Annotated in this window: 14 protein-coding genes; 6 read left to right on the top strand and 8 right to left on the bottom strand. The window is 69.6% G+C overall.

What is annotated here, in order from left to right:
- Nucleotides 1-1042: 1042 nt before the first annotated feature.
- From A3CU_RS0127765 to A3CU_RS46925, 6 genes are all read right to left on the bottom strand, one after another.
- Nucleotides 1043-2500 (bottom strand): amidohydrolase family protein, encoded by a 1458-nt coding sequence (locus A3CU_RS0127765; protein WP_027945050.1) that lies wholly within the window; start codon nucleotides 2498-2500, stop codon nucleotides 1043-1045.
- 1 nt (nucleotide 2501) lies between these two features.
- Nucleotides 2502-3380: a serine hydrolase gene (locus A3CU_RS0127770; protein ID WP_027945051.1), complete on the bottom strand. Its 879-nt coding sequence runs from the start codon at nucleotides 3378-3380 to the stop codon at nucleotides 2502-2504.
- The gene (locus A3CU_RS0127775; RefSeq protein ID WP_043842785.1) at nucleotides 3380-4636 is read right to left on the bottom strand and encodes an MFS transporter; all 1257 of its coding nucleotides are present in this window, start codon (nucleotides 4634-4636) and stop codon (nucleotides 3380-3382) included. Before A3CU_RS0127775 ends, A3CU_RS0127770 begins: the two co-directional genes overlap by 1 nt.
- Before the next feature lie 33 nt (nucleotides 4637-4669).
- Entirely contained in the window at nucleotides 4670-5905 is a 1236-nt protein-coding gene (locus A3CU_RS0127780) for an NAD(P)/FAD-dependent oxidoreductase (RefSeq protein WP_027945053.1), read from the bottom strand.
- 178 nt (nucleotides 5906-6083) lie between these two features.
- Nucleotides 6084-7703, bottom strand: a complete 1620-nt coding sequence (locus A3CU_RS0127785; RefSeq protein ID WP_027945054.1) for a PucR family transcriptional regulator — start codon at nucleotides 7701-7703, stop codon at nucleotides 6084-6086.
- A gap of 49 nt (nucleotides 7704-7752) precedes the next feature.
- On the bottom strand, nucleotides 7753-9501 hold the full coding sequence (locus tag A3CU_RS46925) for a helix-turn-helix domain-containing protein (RefSeq protein WP_052372276.1): 1749 nt from the start codon (nucleotides 9499-9501) through the stop codon (nucleotides 7753-7755).
- A gap of 204 nt (nucleotides 9502-9705) precedes the next feature.
- On the opposite strand from A3CU_RS46925, the gene A3CU_RS46930 reads away from it, so the two are divergent.
- Both A3CU_RS46930 and A3CU_RS0127800 read left to right on the top strand, forming a co-directional pair.
- Nucleotides 9706-11091, top strand: coding sequence for an aldehyde dehydrogenase family protein (locus A3CU_RS46930; protein ID WP_043842789.1), 1386 nt, complete (start codon nucleotides 9706-9708; stop codon nucleotides 11089-11091).
- Complete coding sequence (locus A3CU_RS0127800) at nucleotides 11091-11543, top strand: GlcG/HbpS family heme-binding protein (protein ID WP_027945055.1); 453 nt, start codon at nucleotides 11091-11093, stop codon at nucleotides 11541-11543. The genes A3CU_RS46930 and A3CU_RS0127800 overlap by 1 nt, the downstream gene beginning before the upstream one ends.
- Nucleotides 11544-11664: 121 nt before the next feature.
- Here the strand turns inward: A3CU_RS0127800 and A3CU_RS46935 are convergent, their stop codons facing one another.
- Together A3CU_RS46935 and A3CU_RS0127810 are read right to left on the bottom strand one after the other, a co-directional pair.
- Nucleotides 11665-12372 (bottom strand): permease prefix domain 1-containing protein, encoded by a 708-nt coding sequence (locus tag A3CU_RS46935; protein WP_052372278.1) that lies wholly within the window; start codon nucleotides 12370-12372, stop codon nucleotides 11665-11667.
- 166 nt (nucleotides 12373-12538) lie between these two features.
- Complete coding sequence (locus A3CU_RS0127810) at nucleotides 12539-12865, bottom strand: helix-turn-helix transcriptional regulator (protein WP_027945056.1); 327 nt, start codon at nucleotides 12863-12865, stop codon at nucleotides 12539-12541.
- Between the two features lie 341 nt (nucleotides 12866-13206).
- On the opposite strand from A3CU_RS0127810, the gene A3CU_RS0127815 reads away from it, so the two are divergent.
- From A3CU_RS0127815 to cydC, 4 genes are all read left to right on the top strand, one after another.
- Nucleotides 13207-14457, top strand: coding sequence for a cytochrome ubiquinol oxidase subunit I (locus A3CU_RS0127815; RefSeq protein WP_027945057.1), 1251 nt, complete (start codon nucleotides 13207-13209; stop codon nucleotides 14455-14457).
- Between the two features lies 1 nt (nucleotide 14458).
- Nucleotides 14459-15466 carry a cytochrome d ubiquinol oxidase subunit II gene (gene cydB / locus A3CU_RS0127820; protein WP_027945058.1) on the top strand — a complete coding sequence of 336 codons (1008 nt, stop codon included), beginning with the start codon at nucleotides 14459-14461 and terminating at the stop codon, nucleotides 15464-15466.
- Between the two features lie 15 nt (nucleotides 15467-15481).
- Complete coding sequence (cydD, locus tag A3CU_RS46940; protein ID WP_043842765.1) at nucleotides 15482-17158, top strand: thiol reductant ABC exporter subunit CydD; 1677 nt, start codon at nucleotides 15482-15484, stop codon at nucleotides 17156-17158.
- Between the two features lie 133 nt (nucleotides 17159-17291).
- The gene (gene cydC, locus A3CU_RS46945) at nucleotides 17292-19004 is read left to right on the top strand and encodes a thiol reductant ABC exporter subunit CydC (protein WP_084143855.1); all 1713 of its coding nucleotides are present in this window, start codon (nucleotides 17292-17294) and stop codon (nucleotides 19002-19004) included.
- The last annotated feature ends 88 nt before the right edge of the window (nucleotides 19005-19092 follow it).

The raw sequence follows: 19092 nt of genomic DNA on the forward strand, positions 1-19092 counted from the left end.
ACTCATCCCAGAACCCCTTGCCCAGCTCTGGTTTCGATGTCATTTTGATCATAACGACGCGTCTTCGATGGTTCACTTGTATTCGCCTTCCCGACCCCCACCTGACACCGTCTCGCAGTGCCTTTTCCCTGTCGCTCACCACCACGACTCATTCACCGCAGCAACACAGGGCGGTTTGAGATCTCCGCCTGCACAGCGATCCCGAAGGGCCCACCTTCATCACAAACACAGCACCGCTCCAGTTCAGATCTCGCCTTCTACACCGAAACCCTCCCCTTTCACGTTCATGGCACACACAAGGCATCATCCCAGCCTGGCTGGCCAACGAGATCGCCAACGGCGACAACACCACCCTCCGTCGCATCATCACCGACCCCGACGACGGACAAATCATCTCCGTCGGCCGCCGCTCCTACCGGCCACCCGCCGCACTGGCACGCCTGGCCTACGCCCGAGATCGCGAATGCAGGTCCCCCGCGTGCCATCGACCCGCGCAGGTCTGCGAGCTCGACCACGTCGACGAGTGGGAAGCAGACGACGGCGAAACAGCGTACGACAACCTGGCCTCGTTCTGCACGAAGGACCACCATATCAAGGACCTGCCCGGCTGGTCGTACACAATGGACAAAGAGACCGGCGAGATCACCATCACGACACCTACCGATGACCAGTACACCAGCAAACCCGAGCCCCTCCACGAACCCCGCGAAAACCCACTCCCCGACGCCGACGAACCACCACCCTTCTGAATTCAGGGTCGGCGATGATTTTGGTATGCGTCTGATGCGTTGTCGTTGACCGCACATTGCCGCCTGGGTGACTGGACCAAGGCCGGGCTACGGCACAGAGTCCACCGCACTGTGCTCGACAAGTTCGGCAGCAGAGGGTTGCTCGACTGGTCCCGCGCCACCCTCAATAGACGGGACGCCGTAGGTGCCTGCGGTGTTGTTCATGCACCAGGTGTTTCGTATCGTCACGGTCCTGGTCGCCGATCGAGCACCGACGGCCCACAGGCACCTTACGACGAGCCCTAAGGAACCCCTCAGTTGCCGCGCAGCGGGCGTCCGGGGAACGCGTCTGCTTGCAGCGCACCGTCGCGTACGACGAACGTGCCGTCCACCAGCAGGTGGCAAACGCCCTGCGCAGGCCGGGTGGAATCGGCGAAGGTGGCCCGGTCGCTGACCGTTTCCGGGTCGATCACGACGATGTCGGCGTCGGCGCCGACGGCGAGATGGCCCTTGCCCCGGATGTCGGCGCACACCTGGTCGAGCACGCGCGCGGGCAGGTAGGAGCAGCGGCGGAAGGCTTCCAGCCAGCTCCACAGGCCGTGTTCGCGCACCATCAGCCGCAGCGACTTGGTGAACGTGCCCGCCGTCCGCGGGTGGGTTCGCCCGCCGGGCGGCAGCGGCCATTCGGTGCTTTCCCTCGTCCCATCCTGCCAGGTGACGAACATCGCGTCGCTGGCGACGATGCTGTCGGCGAATTCGAGGGCACCGCGTAGCAGCGCGCGATCGGCCTCAGCGCGCTCGTCGAGATAGTGCACGATGCACGGCGCGCCGGGATCGGCTGCACGAACCGCGCGCAACCGCGCTTCGTCGGCGATGCGTTCCCCGGTCTCGACGAGCACGAGGTCGGAGGGAACCATGCCCCACGCGGGAAGCCGTTCCGGGGAAAGGAAAAACGCGCCGATCGCGGTCGAACCGGCGCCGTAGGGGTAAGCCTCGACGGTGACCCGCGAACCGGCCGACCTCGACTGGTCCAATGTAGACAAGACGCGGTCGATGTGCCTACGGGACGTGCTGTTCACGTGGCAGTGGTGCATGGCCGCGCCGGTCTCCCCGGCGGCGATGGTGATTTCGGTGGAACCGTCCACGGGTGTCGTCGGATCCGCCTCGATGAGCTCGCGCACATGCGTGAAGGTCGGCACGTCCAGACGCGACGCGAGTCGCGCCACGTCAAGGAATTCGGCCGGATCGGTGCGCGGCGCGTAGCCGAGCAGGATGCCGACGCCGAGCCCGCCCGCGCCGAGTTCCTTCTCGAGCCGGCCGAGCCAGGTGGTGCGTTCGGCGGCTGTCGAGGACCGCTGCCATTCCGGTTCGCCCAGCACGGCGAGCGTGTCCTGCGTTTCGGTGCCGGTGTGCGCCACGAACCGCGCACCGGCCCAGGAAGCGGCGTACCCGTAGTGCAGCGGGCGTCCCTGCTGCGCGGCAGCGTCGTAGGCGTCGGCCACCCGTGGCGCCCCGGCCTCCAGTTCCAGGGTGGCGCATACCCCGTCCATCGCCTGCAACCGCTGCCCGGCGATCGAGTCCACGTGACTGTGCAGGTCGATGAAGCCCGGCCCGACGACGAGCCCACTCACGTCGAGCACCACCGCATCGGGCGGTGCGGTCAACTGGTCGCCGACCGCGGCGACCTTCCCGGCACTGACCAGGAGATCCGTCGTTCGCGAGAGGCCGGTTCCCGGGTCGCACACCAACCCGCCCCGCAGCAGTACATCCATCTCAGTTCCTCCTCAGTACCTCGATGGCCCGCGCGGCGGCGAACCCGATGAACGCGTCCCGTTCCGGAGCTTGCGCGCGGGCGTCGACGGCTTCGGTGAATACTGCGACCGCGAACCGCCCTCCGTCGTCGTACTCTACGACGCCGACCTCGTTGCGGATTGTCGGTAGTGTGCCGGTCTTCCCGCTGATGCGCACGTCGTCGGTGTGGAACCCGGAACGAAGCCGATGCGGCCACACCTGTAAGCCGAGCCAGCGTCGCACCTCTGCACACGCTTGCGGCGGTGCGGCCTCGTCGCGCCAGATCATGCCGAGCAGCCTGGTCATGTCCTCGGGCGTGGTGCGGCAGGTCTGGTCCGGCTGGAGAGCACGAAGCTTCCGCAGTTGCTGCGGGGACAGCTTCGTGAGCAGGCGCTCATCGTCCTCATAGGACAAGCCGAGGTCCTCGCCGATGGTGGCGAGCAGTTCCGCGCAGTCCTGGTCGATCACGGTCGCGGTGAGCCCGAGGCGGTCCAGCAGAGACCGGACCGCGGGTTTGCCGACCCGCGCGAACACCAGGTCCGTCGCGACGTTGTCGCTGATCCCGATCATCAGGGTGGCCAGCGCGTCGAGCGACAATGTGGCCGGATGGCGGAAGGTGGCGAGACCGTACGGGGAAGGCACCTTCGGCCCGGCCGGCACGGTGACCTGCTCGGCGAGATCGCATTCGCCGGCCACTGCCTGCCGCGCGAGTTCGACCGCGACCGGGACCTTGAACACCGAAGCCGTCACGACCGGTTCGGCCGAGGAGATACCGAAACTGGCGGTCCCGTCGATGTCAGTGGCATGCATGCGGACCCGCAGGCCGAGTTCGTCCGCGCGTGCGGTGATCTCCCGCTCCATCAGACTCCTTTCGCCGTGAAACTGAAATCCTCGGCGCGCTGCGGGATCCGCACCGCCAGCACGGCGCCGATCAGGCTCGCGACCACGAGCAGCCCGAACGCCGCCGGATAGGAGAAGCCGTCGACCAGCATCCCGAGCAGCAGCGGCGCGCTCGCACCCGCGACCTGCCCACCGAAGTTGATCACACCCATCCCGGAGCCGGTCAGCGCGGACGGGAACACTCGCATCGGCAGGCCGAACAGGCACATCGAGCCGAGCCCGTCGATGGCCATCGCGAGCGCCTCGAAGAGGATGAACTGGCCGGCGCTGGTCGCCAGGGCCATCGGGACGAGCAGGCACGCCGTGGTGAGCGTGGTGGCGAACAGATACCAGCGCGGGCGCGCGTTGAAGTAGCGATCGAACAGCCACCCGCCGAGGACCGTGGTGGCGAAGCTGACCAGCGGGGGGATGGCGGCGAGCACGCCGATCTTGGCGAGGGAGACGCCCTTGCTCTCCAGCAGGTAACTCGGCACCCAGGTGATCAGGCCGTACACGATGAAGTTCTTCGCGCAGAACAGGCCGGCCAACAACCACACCTGCGGTGAGCTGAGCACCGCGCGGCGTGCCTCGGGCGAGGGTTTCGGCGGCCGCTTCACCGACTCGCGCATCCTGGCGGGCAGCTTCCGCGGAATCAGCAGCCAGAGCACGATGCCGAGCACGGCACCAACGGCCGCCAGCCACACGAACGAACCGCGCCAGCCGTAGGCGATCAGCAACGGCGCCACGATCAGCGGCGTGATCCCGCTGCCGATGCCGCTCGCGGACATCACGATGCCCATGACCGTTCCGCGGTTCTTCGGCGTGGTGCGTTCGGCCACGGTCTTGAACGAGACTGCCGGGAAAAACCCTTGGGAGGCACCGAAAGTGGCGCGCAGGATCAGCAGGATGGCGAAGGACCCGGCCAGCGCGGTGAACATGGTGAATGCGGACCACAGCAGCAAGGTCGCCAGCAGCAGCACTCGCGCGCCGACGCGATCGGCAAGGACACCGGCCGGGATCTGGCAGAGCATGTACACCACGGCGAACACCGTGACGAGCAATCCCTGCTGGGTCTTGGAAAGATCGAATTCCGCGCCGATCGAAGGAAGCGCCATGCTGATCGCGAACCGGTCGACGTAGTCGATCGTGTAGGCCAGCAACAGCACGACACCGGTCATGATGCCGATCCGCCGCACCCGCCTGGTGTCCGGCTCGACCTCGACAAGTTCATCCACCATCGCGACCTCCATTGACGCCGTAGTGGTCAGTGATCACCGGGTCGGGTCCAGCCAGGCAAGTTCTGCGGGCATCGCGCCGGTGGCGATGTGCTCGGCGAGCATCCGCCCGGTGAGCGGGCCGAGCGTCACACCCCACATGCCGTGGCCGCCCGCCACGTAGACGCCTTCGGTCGCCGACGGCCCCACCAGCGGGATCCCGTCCGCGCTCAGTGGCCGTGCGCCGACCCAGCGGTGCTCGGCACGGTCCCAGTCGGCGCCCGTGAGCAGTGGACGGAGCGCGCGAATGATCGTCGCGATCGCGCGGTGGTCCAGCGGTGCGTCCGGCCGCTGGAACTCCATCACGCCGGTGACCCGCACCCGGTCACCGCGCGGGGCGAGCGCGGACCGCGCACCGGGGAAATACAGCGGGCCGGCGAGCGGTTGCCGCACCGGCACGGTGAAGCTGTAGCCGCGGCCGCCGAACTGGGGCATCCGAACGCCGTGCTCCGCGGCCAGTGCGGGCAGCCACGCACCGTTGGCGAGCACGACCGCGTCGGCCTCGCGCCGGCCGTCGGAGCATTCGACGACCACTCCCCCGCCATGCCTACGCACACCCGTGACGTTGACCTGCTCGGTGACCTGGCCACCCCGGTCGCGGACGTGCTCGGCGAGCGCGGCGGTGTAGGCGACCGGATCGAGCCAGCGCTGCCCGCGCACCCGCATGGCGAAGCCGATCCGGTCGGTGAGCAACGGTTCGGCGGCCTTCGCCTCGGCGCCGCTGAGCAGGTCCACCTCGACCCGCTGGCCGCTCGCGGCCACCCCGGCGAGCTCGTGATGCAAACCGGCGGCTGCGGCGACATCTCCGAACGCGGCGAGCACATCGGCCTCGTGTATCTCGGCGGGCACGCCGGCCGAAAGCTGCGCGTCGAAGGACTCGAAGATCTGTTCGTTCAGGCCGCGATATCCGGCCATGGCGCGTTTCCATTGCGGCCACGTGCAGTGACGGGTCATCCGGAGCAGGAAACGGGCAAGTTCTTGATCGGCCCGCACGGGCAGCCGAACCGGCGAATTCCGGTCGAGGACGGCGCGTATCCCGTAACGCAGGATCGACGGTTCCGGAAGCGGCACCGTGAACGCGGGGGCGACGAAGCCGGCGTTGCCCCACGAGGCACCATGCCCGGCCCTGCCCCGGTCGAGCACCTCCACTTCGACGTCGTAGTCCTGTAGTGACCACGCGCAGGACAACCCGACCATGCCCGCACCGATCACCACTACCCGCCGGGGACGCATCGAACTCGTTCCTCCTCCACCGCCACGTCGCAATACGCTGAACCTAGGCGGGCCACGACACGGCCTCTTCGTTGCGCACACCCAATCGGGCGGGGCAGATTCGTTGGATCCGACGAAGCCCCCGGTGTTTCGAAGGCGCGCGGTCGCCTCGGCCAGAACCACGGACCTTGAACGCGCGCTAGCCGGGCAGCACCCGCAGCTGCAGCATCGCGGCGAACCGCGCCTCCGGATCGCCGAGGTCGATGCCGCCGACCTCGGTCAGCCTGCGCAACCGGTAGCGGAAGGTGTTCGGGTGAACGTGCACCGCCTCCGCCGCGACGCCGACATCGCCGAAGGCGTCGAGCCAGGCGGCCAGTGTCGGCACGAGGCTGGCTCCGTGGCGCTCGTCGTAGTCCCGCAGCCGCGCGAGTGCCCCGCTGAACCGGTCGCCGTTGCCCACCGCCAGATCGCGCAACTCCAGCAACAACACCTGCGGGTGCACGTCGTCGAAACGCGCCACCTTCCGGCTGCCCGGCCGGTCCCGGAGGGCCCGCAGCGCGCGATCGGCACAGTGCTTCGCCGGCGCCAGTTCCGCGGTCGTGTGCGCGCCCAGGCCGACACCGATCACCGCGTCGGTGCGCGACCGGTTGAGGAAGTCCTCGGCGATCCGGACCGCGCGCTGCTCGGCCTCCACGCCGCACCGGTCGACCGGAAGCAGTCCGTACACCACATGACCGAGCAACGCGACCGCACTGCGCGGATGCATGGCGGCGAGGTGCATCGCGAACCCGTCCCGCACCCGCTGCCGCTCGGTTTCCCTGCTGGCCTCCTCGACGATGGTCTCCGCTTCCCCGGTGGGATCGAGCAGGCCGAGCGCCAGCACGACCACGGGCGTCCCGGCAAGCCCGAGCCGGTCGAGCGCGGAGTGCGCACCCGGCCCACCCTCCAGCGCGGTGCTGAGCAGGTCCGCGCGCAACCGCCCGCTCACATCGGCTCCGGCGCGCACTCGCAACAGGTGCAGGGCCACCAGCTTCGCCGCGTCGACCAGCACCGCCTCCCGCTCGGCGGAAAGCGGTTCGCTTACCGCGGCCCAGATCGAGCCGAGCAGTTCGTCGCCGGCTCGCACGGCGATGGCCGCCCGCGCCATCGTGATCGACTCGTCGCCGAACACCGCGCTGTCCACGTAGATCGCCCGGCGGCTGCGGTAAAGCTCGTCGAACACACCGGTTTCGGTGAGCAACCGCGAATAGCGCCGCGGGACCTGCCTGCCCAGCACCGTCTCCACGCGGGAACGATCCGCCCGGTCCTGGTGACCGGAGAAGGCCAGCACCCGCGAGCCGCGATCCTCGATCGTCACCGGCGCGTCCAGCTGCGCGGCGATCGCATTCGCCAGCGAGAACAGGTCACCGGACGGGAAGCCGCCCAGCGTCTCGGCGTCCTCGGCGGGAACGCCGTCGTCGATCAGCACCGAACGCAGCAACGCCGCCAGCTGCACCCAGGAAGCACCGGCCGCGACGCCGAGCAGCACCACGTTCGCCTCGGCCGCGGCGGCACGAACCCGTTCGTCGCACGGAACCGGCGAGCGGATCACCAGCGCCCCGGCACGACCGGCCAGCAGCCCGAGCAGCACGGCGATCTCCGCCGCATCGTGCACGCCCACCCCGAGGACCACCGCGGACTGCGGGATCACCAGCTCGTCCGCGGCATCGTGGATCACGACCCCTTCGATCCTCGTCACCCCGGCCGGATCGCCACAGATCACTTCCAGCAACGTGCCGCCGAGATCCTCGATGACCCTCGCCAAGCTCGCCCGAACCATTCGGGCACATTAACCGAACGATCCTCCTGAAGTGGTGTTTCAACAGTTTCTAGGGCGGCGGGGCGAGTTCGGCGTCCAGGGTCTCGTTGACCCGCATCAGCATGTCGATGTGATGCGCCAGCCAAACCATGAACTGGCTGTCCGCCGATCGAATGTCCATGTTCAGCACGCGGCTGACCCGGTTCAGCTTGTACAGCGTTGTGTTGCGGTGTAAGCGAAGGCGCCGTGCCGCAGCGTTGAGGTTGCCCGATTCCGCGATATAGGCGAGGACGACGGTCTCCAGGCTGCACGTGTTGCCGTCCGCCCGGCGCAGCGGTGCGAGGATCTCGCCGGCGAACTGGCGACCGCTTTCGGAGTGCGCCAGCTCACGGATGGCGACGTGGATGCGCAGATCGTCGTAGCCGACGACCGGGGAGGAGTTGACCCGGCGACCCAGCGCGAGCGCCGTGCGAGCCTCGCGATAACTGGCCGCGACTCCGCCGGCACCGATTCCCCACCGCCCGAACGCGACATGCGCGTCCGAGCCGAGACGTTCGCGCAGCACGCGCCGGATGGCGTCGGCGATCTCCCGTATCGAGGTGACCTCGGCGGGGTCGGCAACGGGACACACCACCACGAGGTTCCCGCCGATCTGCGTCGTCAGGGTGGGCAGGTTCGCGTTGGGGCAGAGCCGTTCGACAACGCGTGCGGCAGCGCTGAACCGGCGCACTGCCCTGGCATGGTCGGTGAGGGGTGGATCCAGCTCCGCGACATAGACCACGTAGGTGGCGTCGACACCGAACCCGTGGTGCCGGGCTCGGGCCTGGAGCTGCTGGCCGTCGGAAAAACGACCGTGCACGAGCTCCACGATGAAGTCGCCACGAATCCGTTCCTCGGCTTCGGTGATCGACCGGATCCGGAGCATCTCCGACCCGATCAGCACGGCGCCCTCGTGCGTGATGATCCGGCGCTGGGCGCGGTCGTGCGGGTCGGCGTCGACCATGTCCAGCGCGGCGGCGATCCCGGTGATCTCGCCGCCGAAGGTCACCGGTGAGGCGATGAGGACGACGCCACCCCGGCCGTCGCCCACGGGCTCCAGCACGACGGGGTCGACCGGGATCGTCCCGGCGGAGAGGCCACCGAGGTGGTCGATCAGGGCACTGACCAGCGGTCCCGCCGGCGGCTTCTCGGCACCGCCGACGCTTTCGTAGGCCAGCAACGAGCCGTCCAGATCGACGACCAGCACGGGCGTCTTACCCATGCGCGCCATGCCGTAGGCCAGCGCCTGCACGCCGGCACCCCGGGCGAGGATCTCGGCGAGCGCGCGGTGCACCCGGTCCCGGTACTCCAGCACATGCGTCGACTGCGCGAGCACCTTGGTGGCGACGAGCTGGCTGACCGTCCGGTAGTCGGCGGTGGGCGGCAGGAGCGCCAGCGGCAGCTCCACCGCGTCCGCGGCCGCGCGGGCCTCGGGGAAGGACGCCCGCAAGACCGTGGGGGGTCCCATGTCGCCCGGCTCGATCTGGACCAGGACGGCTACCGCGCCCGCGTCCTTCGCGCGCCGAACGGTCGCGGGCCCCGCATCGCCCCGCAGCAACTCGGCCGGGGCGTGGACCACGACGCCTTCGTTGTCCGAGGTCGTGGCCAGTTCCGAAAGCGGCAGGCACCAGCGCACAAACCGCATCGACCCGGACGATCCCGCGACGAGGTTGTTGCGCAGCAACGGTTCCGCGAGCAGGGCGGCGACCGTGAGCGTCTCGGGAACCTCCGCGTCCCGGCGGGACCGCTGGTGCGGGACTGTTGCCGACGTGTCGTCCATCCCTTGCGTCATATGGTGTGCCATATGCCTACTTCCGGTCGTGGAGTCGGTGCAGTTCGTCCAGTGTCAGCCATGGTGGTCTCGCCGGACAATCTTCAAAAGCCGTCACTGTCCACAATTCGCCGGAGGTTCTTCGTGCACTTCGCACCATCGGCCAGCCCCGCCGGGGGGCTCGCGCCACCTGGCCCAGCCGACGGCCGGTCCGTGAATCCTGCCGCACCCGGGCGGGTAGTCCACACCTTCCGTCCGGACACAGCGGCCGACGTCCGCGCCACCCTCGACGAGGCCGAGGCCGCCGCGCGCGAGTGGGCGGCGACCCCGCCGCTGCGCCGGGCGACCGTCCTCACCCGGATCGCCGAGAGGCTGGAAGACCGCCGTGACGAACTCGCCGCCCTGATCACCGGCGAGGAGGGCAAGCCGCTCGGCGCCGCGCGCGGTGAGGTCGGCAAGTCCGCGGAACAGTTCCGGCTCGCCGCTCAGCTCGCGTATCTGGTCGAGGGCACCACCTACCCGAGCGAGTCCCCCGGCACCTTCGCCTACACCCTGCGTGAACCGCTGGGTGTGCTCGCCGCGATCACCCCCTGGAACTTCCCGCTCTCCCTGGCCGCCCGCAAGATCGCACCGGCGCTCGCGGCCGGCAACGCCGTGGTGTTCAAGCCCTCCCCGGTCACCGCGGGGACCGGCGCGCTCCTGGTCGAAATCGCCGTCGAGGCGGGGCTTCCCACGTCGGTGCTGCCGATCCTCCAGGGGCAGGACGCGGAGGCGATGGCCGCCCTGCTCGGCGATGATCGCCTTCGGGGGATCAGTTTCACCGGCTCGGACGCCACCGGTGCGCTGATCCGCGCGCAGGCCAGCAGCCAGGCCCGGCTGCAACTCGAACTCGGCGGCCACAACGCCGCGGTCGTGTGTGCCGACGCCGACCTCGCGAAGGCCGCCGCGGACATCGCGGTGGGCGCGTTCGGCCTGACCGGCCAGGCCTGCACGTCGACGGACCGGGTACTGGTCGCCAGCGCGGTCGCGGCCGAGTTCACGGAGTTGCTGGCCGCGAAGGTGCGAGCCCTGCGCGTCGGCCCGGGCGACGCGGACGGGGTCACCACCGGACCCGTCGCCACCGCCGCCCAGTTCGAAAGGCTGACCGCCCTGAAGGAGTCCGCGGTGGCCGCGGGGGCCAAAACGGTCGCCGAGGCGGACCTGCTGGACGGCCGTGACCCGGACGGGTACTGGGTCGCGCCCACCTTGTTCGACGATGTCCCGGCCGATCATGCGCTCGTCACCGGCGAGGTGTTCGGGCCGTTCTGCTCGGTCGTCGGAGTGCACGACCTGGACGAGGCGCTCGCGATCGTCAACGCCTCCGCGCATGGTCTGGTCACCGGCGTGCACACCGCCGACCTGGCCGTGGCCCACCGTTTCGCCGCGGCGGCCCGCTGCGGGATCGTCAAGGTCAACGCCCCGACGACCGGCAACGGCGTGGCCCCGCCGTTCGGCGGCTGGAAGGCCTCCTCCGGCGGTGCCTTCCCGGAGGGTGGGCGCCAGGCCCTCGACTTCGTCACCGAAACCAAGACCGTCTACCTCACCCATGGAGCGAACTAATGCAGACCATCCACCGCCTGACCCTCGAAGACGCGCTGATCATCCTCAAGGCCGCCGAGGCCGAGGCCGAGCGGATCGGTGTCAAGCAGACGATCTGCATCGCGGACGACGGCGCCCACCCCATCGCGCTGCACCGCATGACCGGGGCCCGGCTCACCGGCGTGGAGATCGCGATCGCCAAGGCCTTCACCGCCGCCGGTCACCAGCGCGCCACCCACCTGTTCAACGAGCCACCGAACGGGCCCGCGCTGCCGGGCAATGAGGCCTTCGGCATCCAGCACATGCACACCGGGAAGTTCACCGTGTTCGTGGGTGGCTTCCCGATCGTCCACGATGGACAGGTCATCGGCGCGGTCGGCGTCAGCGGCGGCAACGGCGAGCAGGACAAGGCCGTCGGCGCGGCCGCACTCGCCGCATTCGACAAGCACATCGCCGGAGCCGTCGTGGCCTGAGTTCGGCAGGGGTACAGGTTCAACCGCTGTCGTTCCGACAGCACAGAGGGTCTTCGCGGGTCACAGCCCGCGAAGACCCTCTTTTGCGATCTTGCGACGGGGCGCATCCGGCCCGCGCCGGTCAGCGCGGCACTACCGGTGCCCGGCAGAACAACAGCGACTGGTGGGCCAGCACGAACAGCCGGATCATGAGCGCCAGCGAACTCAACCCGACCAGCGTGGTCGGCATGGAGAGGGTTACCCAGCCGACGTTGACCACCGCGGTGCTCACCATTATCGACATCTGCGACAGCGCCGTGCCGGCGATGCCCGCGGTGGCCATCAGGGTGAGCACCCGGCCTGCCGTCCGGCTGCCCAGCCTGCGCAGCAACGGCCTTGCCGCGACCAGGCCGACCAGCGCAAGCGCGGCGACCACCGGAGCGGCCTGATCGGTGATCGTCGCGATCTGGTGATACCAGTACGGGGCGGGCGGGCCACCGAGCGAGCTCCAGTCCCCGATCCAGATCATCCTGGTGAGCTCGAAGATCGCGTGCATGCCCGGAATCGCGATCAGAATCGTGCGCAGCGCCCGTATCCCACCGGCCAGCCCGAGCTCTCCCTGGTATGCGGGCGCGACGGTATCGACCTCGCCGAAGTCGCGCACTGCGAGTCGCTGCGCCTCGATATCCGGACGGCCGGCGGCGCGGTAGGCCTCCGCCGCGTCCATCAGCCCGTCTCTTGCCTCGTTCAGCAAATCGGCCTTGGCGGCGCGCGGACCCCGCAGCCTGGCGTCGAGCCGCGCGAGGTGTTCGGCGATGGGACCGGCGCCGGCCTCGATCAGTTCCGTCATGCTTGTTTCTCCGCGAGTTTGCGCGCGATCGCGATCGTGTCGACGGGGCGCCCCTGACGAGCACGGGTTACGCCGTGCAGAAGGGCGCCCCGCCGCCCCCATAGCGAAGCTTCGCCCACGCGCGCTCTGTGGCCGGCTTGACAGCCGCGAGTTGACGCAAGGGGCGTCATGGCCTCACCGGCCCGAGTACTCCGTTGATCACCGCAGTGAACTCCCGCCACTGTGCGCGTTCGGCGGCGAGTGCCCGCTGGCCGGATCTGGTGAGCTTGTAGGTGCGCCGTTTGCGGCCGCCGACCACATCCCATTCGCTGCTGAGATACCCGGCTGCCTCGAGCCTGCGCAGCGCCGGGTACACGGTCCCGGTCGGCAGGTCGAGCTGACCGTCGCTGCGCAACTGCAGCGCCTCGATGATCGCGTACCCGTGCAGCTTGCGGCCGTCCAGCACGGCGAGGAGCAACGCGTCGAGATGCCCTCGGAGTTCCTCCGCCTTCATACGTAGGGACTCTACCTAGCACGAAGATCCGGGGCGACCCCGAGGCGACCCTGAGTTTACCCTGACTTCTTGCATTTGCGCGCTACATGTAGCGGCACTACCTATACAGTCTCCGGCATGAGCAGTCCTGTATCAAGTCGCGGCAATCAAGGTGACCACCACGCGCGCCCCGAAGGCCCGCTATCGGGGCGGCGGGGCGCCCTGGTCGAGAACGTGACTCGATTTCGGATGGAGCGCCCTGTCGACACGATAAGGGGGTCTGGGGGCTTGCCCCCAGTCGGGGGTGTGGGGGCGGAGCCTCCGCAAGGCACGGTCGCGCGCAAACTCGCGGAGAAACAAGCATGAACGCGGTAGACCTGTCCAGGCTGCAGTTCGCCACCACCACGTCGTTCCATTTCCTGTTCGTCCTGCTGACACTGGGTTTGGTGACGCTGGTAACGATCATGCAGACCCGCCACACGATCGGCGGGAAACCCGAGCTGCGAAGAATGACTCGATTTTGGGGGAAGTTGTATGTCATCAATTACGCGTTGGGAATCGCCACCGGAATCGTGATGGAGTTCCAGTTCGGACTGAACTGGACCGGGGTCTCCGCGGTCGCCGGGGACATCTTCGGCGCCCCGCTGGCCATCGAGACGCTGGTCGCGTTCTTCCTCGAGTCGACGTTCCTCGGGCTGTGGATCTTCGGCTGGGACCGGATGAACAAGTGGCTGCACCTCACGCTGATCTGGCTGGTCGCCATCACCGCGTACGCGTCCGCGTTCTGGATCATGGTCGCCAACTCGTTCCTGCAGAACCCGGCGGGCACCAGGCGTGAAGGGAACGTGCTGCGGCTGACCGACTTCGGCGCATTACTGAGCAACCCAACGTTGCGTGCCGCGCTGCCGCACGTGCTGTTCGCCGCCCTGCTCGCCGGCGGCATGTTCGTGGTCGGAGTGAGCGCGTACCACTTCATCAAGCGCACCACCGAGGTCGAGTTCTTCCGGCGGTCGATGCGGCTCGGTGTGCTGGCCGCCGCGATCGCCGCACCCTTCGTGATGTTCTACGGTTTCAACCAGTTCGAACTGGTCCGCTCGGTGCAGCCGGCGAAGTTCGGCGACGGCGTTCCGCCGGAGCTGTTGCAGGCCTGGACGGCACGATTCGGGCCGGGCGACTATGCCCCGGCGTCCTGGACCGGCTGGCCGCTCGGCCTGATGATCGCGGCCGGGTCCTTCCTGCTGATGGTGATCTGGGCGACCGCGCCACTGCTGTTCCGGAACTGGCTGTTCCGGGTCAACTGGCTGCGGCCGGTGCTTTACCTGATGGTCGCGGGGACCCCGGTCCCGTTCGTGGTCGCGATCTTCGGCTGGCTGGCCAGGGAAGGCGGGCGGCAGCCGTGGGTGATCTACGGCGAACTGCTGACCAGGGACGCGGTCGCCGGACTGCCCGCGAGCCAGGTTCTGGTGTCCTATGTCGGTTTCACCGCGCTGTTCGCCACGCTCGCGGTCGCCGACTGGGTGCTGTTGTCCAGGATCGCCCGGCGCGGCCCGGAACCCGGCCGACCGGCCGTCGACAACGAGCGGCCGCACACCCTCGTGCTTTCGGGAGTATGACGTGGAAATCCTCTGGTCCGGTGCACTCGGACTGCTGCTGACCGGTTACTTCGCGCTGGCCGGATACGACTACGGCGTGGGCATGCTGGCGAGCCGGCTCGGCCGGGACGAGGCGGGCAGGCGCCGGGTGCTCGGCGCGCTCGGCCCCTTCTTCCTCGGCAACGAGGTGTGGCTGGTTGCCGCGGTCGGAGTGCTCTTCGGCGCGTTTCCACACCTGGAAGGCACCGTCCTGGCCGGCGGCTATCTGCTGGTGGTGACCCTCCTGCTGGGCCTGGTCGCGTTCACCGCCGCGGTGCAGTTGCGCAGCAGGCGCCCGGACGCCCGCCGCGGCGGCTGGGATGCGCTGATCACCGGTGGCGCACTGGTCACCACCGTGTCCTGGGGCATGCTGATCGGCAACCTGGTGCAGGGTTTTCCGTTGGACGCGAGCGGCAAACCGGACGGCGAGCTGACCTCACTGCTGAGCCCGTACGCGCTACTGTTCGGCGCCGGGTTCGTCGCGTTGCTCGCGCTGCACGGCGCGGTGTTCCTGACCGTGCGGGGGGACGACACGGTGCGCAAACCGGCGCGTCGGATCGCGCTCGCCCTGGTGCCGCCGTCGGTGCTGTTCGTGCTGATCGCGACCGGGTGGGCGGCGGTGGCCGGAGTGCCGGGCAGCACCGGCGTCAGCCCATTGATCGGCTTCGGCGGGGCACTGCTGGCGGTCGCGACGCTGCTCGGGGTGCGGCTGGCGTTGCGGGCCGGCCGGTTCCGGGTCGCGCTGGCCGCGACCATGCTGACGGCGGCGTTGCCGGTACTGGTCGCGGGATCGTTGCGGCTGCCGACCGTTCTGGTGTCCACATCGGAGGACTACCGGCTGGCGCTGGACACCGCGGCCGCTCCCCCGTCGACGCTGGCCCTGCTGACCACCATCGGCGGCCCGGCGATCTTGCTGGTGATCGTGGTCCAGTGGCTGACCTGGCGGGCGAACCGCCACCCGGTCGGCCCCCGGACCCTGCTGCACTTCTGAGAGTGGGGATTCCCGATGCGACCGATCGACAAACAGCTGCTCGGTGAGTTGCCGGTGCTACGGCGATATCTGCTGGTGCTGGCCGGTTTCGGAGTGTTGCTGGCGGCCGTGGTCCTGGTGCAGGCGGAATTCCTCGCCGCGCTGCTGGTCGGGTTGGCCGGCCATCCGGCTCCGGTCGCGGTGAGCACGGCGATCGCGGCGCTGGCCACGGTGGTCACCGGCCGCTGCCTGCTCACCTGGTACCAGGGCCGGGCGGCGGCCGCGGTGACGGCCTCGGTGAAGTCCGCACTGCGCAAGCGGATCCTCTCGTCCATAGTGGAGCGGCAGGACCAACGGGCCGGGGAGCTGGCGACCCTGGCCGGCAAGGGCGTGGACGCGGTGGACGGCTACCTCACCGGCTACCTTCCGCAGCTGGTGGTGTCGGTGACGGTACCGATCGCGGTGATCGCCCGGCTGTTCGCCGCGGATCTGGCGTCCGCGCTGGTGATCGTCGCGACCCTGCCGCTGATTCCGGTGTTCGCGATCCTGGTGGGCCTGCACACCAAGGCGAGCACCGCACGGCAGTGGCGCCTGCTGTCCACTTTGGGCGGTCATTTCCTGGACATGGTCACCGGGCTGCGCACGCTGAAGGTGTTCGGCCGGGCCCGGGCACAGGCCGGGGCGGTGCGTTCGGTGGCCGGTGCGCACGCGGACGCGACCATGCGCACGCTGCGGGTGACGTTTCTTTCCGCGCTGGTGCTGGAGCTGGTGGCGACGCTGTCGGTCGCACTGGTCGCGGTGCCGATCGGCTTCCGCCTGCTGGACGGCACGATCACCGCGCACGTCGCGCTGCTGGTGTTGCTGCTGGCGCCGGAGGCGTACCTGCCGCTGCGCGCGGCCGGGTCGAAGTTCCACGCCAGTGCCGAGGGGCTCGCGGTGGTCGAGCAGGTCCGCACGGTTGCCCGCCCGCCGGCCACGACGGTCGCGGCGGTGACCGAGGTACCGGACCTGCGCACGGTACGCATCGAGTTCCGCGGAGTGACCGTGCGCTACCCGGGTCGTGCGACACCGGCTCTGTCCGAAGTGGACCTGGTGATCGAGCCGGGCGAGCGGATTGCGCTGACCGGTCCGAGCGGCGCCGGCAAGAGCACCGTGCTGGCCGTGCTGCTGGGTCTGGTCCGGCCGGACGAGGGTGCGGTGCTGGTCGGTGGCACCCCACTGGTGGAGCTGGATCTCCAGCGGTGGCGGGAAGCGCTGGCCTGGGTTCCGCAGCGGCCGACGCTGTTTCCCGGCAGCATCGCGGACAACATCGCACTCGGCCGACCGTCCGCGACTGCGGCCGACCTCGCCGAAGCCGGGCGGGCGGCCGAACTGGCGCCGGTGATCGAGCGCTTGCCGGACGGTTATAGGACCACACTCGGGGAGGGCGGTGCCGGGTTGTCGTCCGGGCAACGGCAGCGGATCGGGCTGGCCAGGGCGTTGCTGCGCACCGAGTCCGGACTGTTGCTGCTGGACGAGCCGACGTCCCGGCTGGACGGGGACAGCGAGGCTGCGGCGCTCGCCGCGATCGGACGGCTCGCCACCGGCCGGACCGCGCTGCTGGTCGCACACCGGCCCGCGCTGCTCGGCCTGGCCGACCGGGTAGTCGAACTGAACAGTGTTTCAAAGGGCGCGCGATCGGTTTTGGGCAGCCAGGCCGTGACTCGCGCGTGATCCTTGCTTCCCAGGTTGGCGGCCTGCCTCCCCAAAACCGAGGCCTCCGCTGTGCGCGCCTGCGGTCACCTCAGGCGGGAACACCGACTTTGAGACGCACTCTAGACAACCGCCAGGTACGGAAGGAACTGTCGTGCGCACGTTAAGAATCTGGGGCGTGGAACGCGGCGATCTGCGCAGCCTGGCATTCGCGGCGCTGATCGCCGCCGGGGGCGAACTCGCCGGGCTCGCGCTGCTGAGCACCGCGGCCTGGCTGCTGCTGCGCGCCGCCGAACAACCGCCGATCGCCGCGCTGACCGTGGCGATCGTCGCGGTCCGCACTCTCGCGCTGTTGCGTGGCACCCTGCGTTACGCCGAGCGCCTCGCCGGGCACCGGGTGGTACTGCGTTATCTCGGCTCGCTGCGCACCAGAGTGTATGAATCCCTGGTACCGCACCGAAACCAGGCACACGGCGGCGATCTGCTCGCCCGGGCGGTGTCCGATGTGGACGCCATGCAGGACGCGGTGCTCCGCTGTGTGCTGCCCGCGCTGGTGGCGGCCGGGACCGGTCTGGTCACGGTGATCGTGGTGGCGTTCGCTTCGCCGGTGGCCGCACTGGTGCTGGCCGCCGGGCTCGCGCTCGCCGGGATCGGGCTGCCGATGCTGTCGGCGCGGATCACCGGGGCGGCCGCCCGTGACCGCGCACCGTCGCACGCCGAACTGGCCGCGCACACCGTGGAACTCGTGCGCGGCGCCGACGAACTCGCGGTGTTCGGCGCGCGTGAGCGGGCACTCGGCAACGCGAACCGGGTGGCCGACCGGCTGGCGCGGCAGGACAAACGCAGCGCGGCCAGGGTCAGCGCGCTCGGCGCGGCTGGAATGGTGCTGCAGTTCGGTACCGCGCTCGCGGTGTGCCTGCTCGCCGCCGACCTCGCCGGGCCGACGATCGCCGCGCTCACCCTCGGCACGATCGGGGTGTTCGAGGTCGCGCTGCCGCTGACCGGCGCGGCCGCTCGCTGGGCCGAGGCCAGCGCGTCGCTGCGCCGGGTGCATGACTTGCTGACCGCGCCCGCGCCGCGACCGGGCCCCCGGCAAACGCCCGAGGAGCCGGTGCGGGTGGTGGCCACCGGGCTCGGCGTGCGGTATCCGGGCCGTGAGGAGCACGCGCTGTCCGGATTGGACCTGGATCTGCCGTACGGCAAGCGGATCGCGCTGGTCGGGCCGAGCGGATCGGGCAAGAGCACGGTGCTGCACGCCCTGCTCGGGCTGGTCGAGCCGAGTGCGGGTGGGGTCACCGTGAACGGGGTGGCGCTGGGCGCGTTCGCGCCGGAGGCACTGGCCCCGGTGATCTCCGGTGCGCTCGCCGACGCACACGTGTTCCACACCACCGTCCGGGAGAACCTGTTGCTGGCCAAGCCTTCGGCGACCGACGCGGAATTGCGCGCGGCGTGCGCGACGGCCGGGCTGGGCGACTGGCCGGACGGGTTGCCGGCTGGACTGGGCACGGTGCTCGGCGCGGACGGCGCGGCGGTGTCCGGCGGGCAGCGGCAACGACTGGTGCTGGCCAGAGCGATGCTGGCGAACCCGCAGGTGCTGCTGCTGGACGAGCCGGTCGAGGGCCTCGAACCGGCAACAGGCGACGCGGTGCTGCGCTCGGTGCTCGCCGAAGCCCGCGGCACCGTGGTTCTGGCCACGCACCGACTGGCGCCGCTTGCCGACGAGCGCGCGTTCGACGAGATCGTGGTGCTGGACAACGGAAAGGTGATCCAGCGCGGCAGTCACCGTGAACTGGTCAACGTCCAGGGTTACTACGCGGACCGCTGGCGGGCCGAAGCATCTCTCGTATCGGCGGCCGCTCGGCGATGAGCACCCGACCGGACCCGGTGGGCACTGGGCGTGCGACGCCAGGAAGCGCTGGCGTCGCGGCAGCGACGCGGTGCATGATGTCTGCACA

It is taken from the genome of Amycolatopsis taiwanensis DSM 45107 (genome assembly GCF_000519205.1).
Taxonomy (GTDB): domain Bacteria; phylum Actinomycetota; class Actinomycetes; order Mycobacteriales; family Pseudonocardiaceae; genus Amycolatopsis_E; species Amycolatopsis_E taiwanensis.